Origin of the sequence: Agromyces humi (assembly GCF_009720255.1) — a bacterium.
Classification (GTDB): Bacteria; Actinomycetota; Actinomycetes; order Actinomycetales; family Microbacteriaceae; genus Agromyces; species Agromyces humi.
The window spans coordinates 1-3,824 of sequence record NZ_WJSP02000354.1 but is presented as its reverse complement, the minus strand read 5'-3'; the positions used below and the strand labels follow the sequence as shown (position 1 = coordinate 3,824).

Sequence of the window (3,824 nt, the reverse complement as noted above, 5' to 3'; positions counted from 1 at the left end):
GCGGGCGGCTCTGTTCGGCCCGACGCACTGGCCCTCCCCGCGCTCGAGGATCTCGGGACGGAGTCGCTGTGCGTGCTCCAGGAAGTCCAGGTGCGCACCACCATCGAGCTGGAGGTCGACGAGATCGGCCCCTCGCTCCGGTACGCGACCGCCTCCGTCACGCGTGCGCGTAGCGGTCGAGCCGGGCGGCTGAGCATCCGCTCCTCCAGTGCGCGCTGCGCGCGGTCTGCATGATCAGCCCGTGGGCATCCGCCTGGACGCGACCGGCAGTGTGGCTGCACGGCGACCTGCATCCGGCGAACCTCGTGTTCACGCCGACCGGGTCGCTCGCCGCCGTCATCGACTTCGGCGACCTCACGGCGGGCGACCCCGCCACAGATCTCGCGACGGCGTGGTTGACGTTCGACGCGCCCGGTCGCCGTAACTTCCGGGCCGAGCTCGAACGGCGACAGGGCGTCGATTCGGCGACCTGGGACCGTGCGCGCGGCTGGGCGCTCGTGATCGCGTCGGCCGTCGTGGAGCAGGCCGGCACGGAGAGTGCGTTCGGCAGGGCCGGGGTCGGCGTGCTGCAGCAGGTGCTCCTCGACTGAGTCCCCTGCTGCTTTGCCGCGTCAGACGGCTCATCCTCCACAGGGGCGCCGAGACCAACGGGGCGCACGGATGCCGCGACGAGCGGCCGCGGACGTGACCACACGCACGACGATCGTCCCATGGACTCCGCGGCACCCTACGTTCCCGTGATCACGGGCAGCGCCACGGCCGAACGCCTCGACGCCGCCCGACGCCATCTCCTCGTGCTGGCGTCACTCTCCGACTCCGTTCGATTGGATCAGGCGAGGCTCATCCCGTCGGATCCCACTGCGTGGCGATCGGACGCCACGATCGGATACGTCGAGCGGCTCGACAACCTGCGCGCGGGGCTCGCGAAGGCGTCGTCGCTCCTGAGCGATGCCGAATCGTCGCTTCGACAGCACGTCCGCAACCTCGAGTTCGAGCTGGCGGGCCTCGAGCGCGCGGGCACTCGATGACGGCGGAGGAACCGAGAGCGGGTGGTCTCATCGTCTCCGGCGGCGGATCCACCGCCGTCGAGGTGGATGAGCTGTTCGTGCACGCGGCCAAGCTGGCGGCCACCGCCGCGATCGTCGCGGAGTGGCTCGATCGCCTCGAACGCATCTCGCGCGGGCTGGAGACCATCGACCTCGACGGCCTGTCGGGCTTCGGCGCCGCCGGTTCTCCGCTTCCGAGCCTCGCGTTCGCGCGCCAGTGCCTGGGTCACGCCGAGCGCCTCGCCCGGTCGCTCCCGTCCTCACTCCTCGACGCCGCCGAGCGGTACGGCGATGCCGAGCGACGCGTCGAGGCGCTGTGGCAGTTCGGCGCGTTCATCGCGGCCCCGTGGATCGGCGCCTTCGCTCCGGTGATCGTCGCTAACGGCGTGCTCGCGGCGGGCGGGTACGCCGTCGGCTCGCGGGTCGGCCGCGCCTTCGGCATGACGCAGACGCCGCTCGAGTCCTTGATGGCCGAGCACCGCGGGCTGCTGTCCGATCCCGACTTCGTGCGGCTCGTTCGGCTCGCCGCCGACCACGCCGACGAGATCGTCATGGGCCCCGCCTCAGCGCTCGCCCCGCTGGGTGCGCTGATCGGAGCTCCCGAGAGCGCCTCGGTGCTGCTCGGGGCGGCCGGCCTGTTCGGCCCGACAGGCAGCCGGGTGCTCGTCGACGGGCCGGTCACGGTGTCGCGCGTGGTCCGCGTCGAGCAGGCCGTCGCCGACCGGGAGTGCCTCCCCGGCACGCGCACCCGGCCGGCGCCTCGCGCACCGGGCGGACACCCCGCAGAGGCATCCGCCCACCTCGGCGACGTGGTGGCCCCACCCGAGGGTGTCGGCGACCTCGCCGATCGTGTGCCGCGCCCCGAGGAGGGCGGCGCGCAGATCCGGGTGGAGCGGTACGGGTCGGCCGACGACCCGCGGTGGATCGTCTACGTCGGCGGCACCGTCGATCCGGGGCTCACCGCCGGCGATGAGCCGGCCGACATGACGAGCAATCTGCACGGCATCGCCGACGACACCGCGCTCGATGCGCTGCGCCTCGCGGGTGCCGATTCCGGGGCCCTCGAGCGTGCCGTCAGGGCGGCACTCGACCAGGCGGGCGTCGCCCCAGGCGATCGGCTCCTCGCCGTCGGCTACTCGGGCGGCGGCGTGATCGCGGCCAGACTCGCCGGGAACGCCGACCTCGACGTCGTCGGCGCGGTCAACCTCGGCGGTCCCGTCGCGTCGGCTCCGCTGCGTGACGGCGTCGGCCTGCTGTCCATCGAGCACGAGGAGGACCTCGTGCCGGCGAGCGGCGGCGCGGGGCAGGTGTCACCCGAGCGGATCACCGTCTCGAGGAGCGTCATCGAACCCGAGCGGGAGTACGCGGGCCTGCTGCCGGCACACGAGCTGGCGCGCTACCGTGCGACGGCCGCCATGGTCGACGAATCCGAGGAGGAGCGTCTCGTCGCGTTCCGGAGCCTCGTCGGCGAGATCACCGGAGGAACGCCCGGGCTGCGCAGCGACTGGCTGGCGACGCGCGACCTCAGTCCCGCGACGGACGCACGATGAGGCCGATGAGCCAGCTGATGAGGCCGAGCACGAGCGCGCCGAGCACGCCCCACCAGAAACCGTCGACCACGAGGCCGAACCCCATGAGGTCGCTGATCCAGGCCACGAGCAGGAGCAGGAGGCCGTTCACGATGAACGAGATGAGCCCCAGCGTCAGCACGTACAGGGGGAACGCGATGATCCGCACGAACGTGCCGACGAACGCGTTCACCAGCCCGAAGATCAGTCCGACGAGCAGGTACGTGAGCACTGTGGCGAGCGTCGTGTCCTCGTACGGCACGACCCTGACGCCGGCGACGATGAGCGTCGTCAGCCACAGGGCGAAGGCGACGACGATGACCTTGACGATGAAGCGCATTCCTCAACTCTGGCAGACGGGCCGCCGCAGGTCACGGCACATCGGGCCGTGGCGGCGAAGGGGTACGGTGGAATCCGTGACCGCAGCCGAGCCGATGAGGGCCAGCGTGCGCCTTCGCCCCGAGATCGCCGCCCTCCCCCCGTATCGCCAGGGCCGTCCGGCGCCCGCCGACGGCTTCAAGCTCTCGAGCAACGAGAACCCCCACGCGCCGCTGGCCGGGGTGGCCGAAGCCGTCGCCGCGACCGCCGGCGAGATCAACCGCTATCCCGACGCCACGGCACTCCCCCTGCGCGAGCGACTGGCGGAGCGATTCGGCGTCACGGCCGACGAGGTGATCGTGGGAGCCGGGTCGGTGTCGCTCCTCGCCCAGTTCATCGCCGCCGCCGCCGGCCCTGGCGACGAGGTCGTCTACTCCTGGCGGTCGTTCGAGGCCTACCCAGGCCTCGTCACGGTCTCGGGGGCCGCGAGCGTCCGCGTTCCCAACCGCGCCGATCACGGGCACGACCTCGACGCGATGGCCGACGCGATCACCGAGCGCACCCGCGTCGCCATCGTGTGCTCGCCGAACAACCCGACCGGAACCATCGTCACCGCCGCCGACTTCGACGCATTCATGGCCCGGGTGCCGGGCGACCTGCTCGTGCTGCTCGACGAGGCCTACATCGAGTTCGTCCGCGACGAGGCCTCCGTCGATGGCCGCTCGCTCATCGGCCGCCACCCCAACCTCGTGATCCTCCGCACGTTCTCGAAGGCCTACGGGCTCGCGGGCCTGCGGGTGGGCTACGCGGTCGGCCCCGAGGCGATCCTCGACGCCGCCCGCGCGACCGCGATTCCGCTGGGCGTCACCGCCGCGTCGTCCGCCGCCGCGCT

At 72.3% G+C, this 3,824-nt stretch carries 5 protein-coding genes and 1 pseudogene; 5 read left to right on the top strand and 1 reads right to left on the bottom strand.

Translation table 11 applies throughout. From position 1 onward, the window contains the following. The 4 genes and pseudogenes from GH736_RS25210 to GH736_RS18885 all read left to right on the top strand — a co-directional run. Nucleotides 1-234: pseudogene (locus GH736_RS25210) on the top strand (hypothetical protein); the annotation flags it as partial. Then, a complete protein-coding gene (locus tag GH736_RS18895; protein WP_159606106.1) occupies nucleotides 231-590 on the top strand; it encodes a phosphotransferase in 360 nt (119 codons plus the stop codon). The pseudogene GH736_RS25210 and the gene GH736_RS18895, both read left to right, overlap by 4 nt. Nucleotides 591-710: 120 nt before the next feature. Beyond that, nucleotides 711-1,028 (top strand): hypothetical protein, encoded by a 318-nt coding sequence (locus tag GH736_RS18890; RefSeq protein WP_159606104.1) that lies wholly within the window; start codon nucleotides 711-713, stop codon nucleotides 1,026-1,028. Nucleotides 1,029-1,090: 62 nt separating this feature from the next. Continuing rightward, nucleotides 1,091-2,596: a hypothetical protein gene (locus GH736_RS18885; RefSeq protein WP_159606102.1), complete on the top strand. Its 1,506-nt coding sequence runs from the start codon at nucleotides 1,091-1,093 to the stop codon at nucleotides 2,594-2,596. Here GH736_RS18885 and GH736_RS18880 read toward each other — a convergent pair. Beyond that, nucleotides 2,571-2,954, bottom strand: coding sequence for a phage holin family protein (locus GH736_RS18880; protein ID WP_159606100.1), 384 nt, complete (start codon nucleotides 2,952-2,954; stop codon nucleotides 2,571-2,573). The two genes, GH736_RS18885 and GH736_RS18880, sit on opposite strands and share 26 nt — an antisense overlap. 94 nt (nucleotides 2,955-3,048) lie before the next feature. Here GH736_RS18880 and GH736_RS18875 point away from each other — a divergent pair. After that, nucleotides 3,049-3,824 (top strand): aminotransferase class I/II-fold pyridoxal phosphate-dependent enzyme (locus GH736_RS18875; RefSeq protein ID WP_159606108.1); only part of this gene is annotated, 776 nt, incomplete at its 3' end.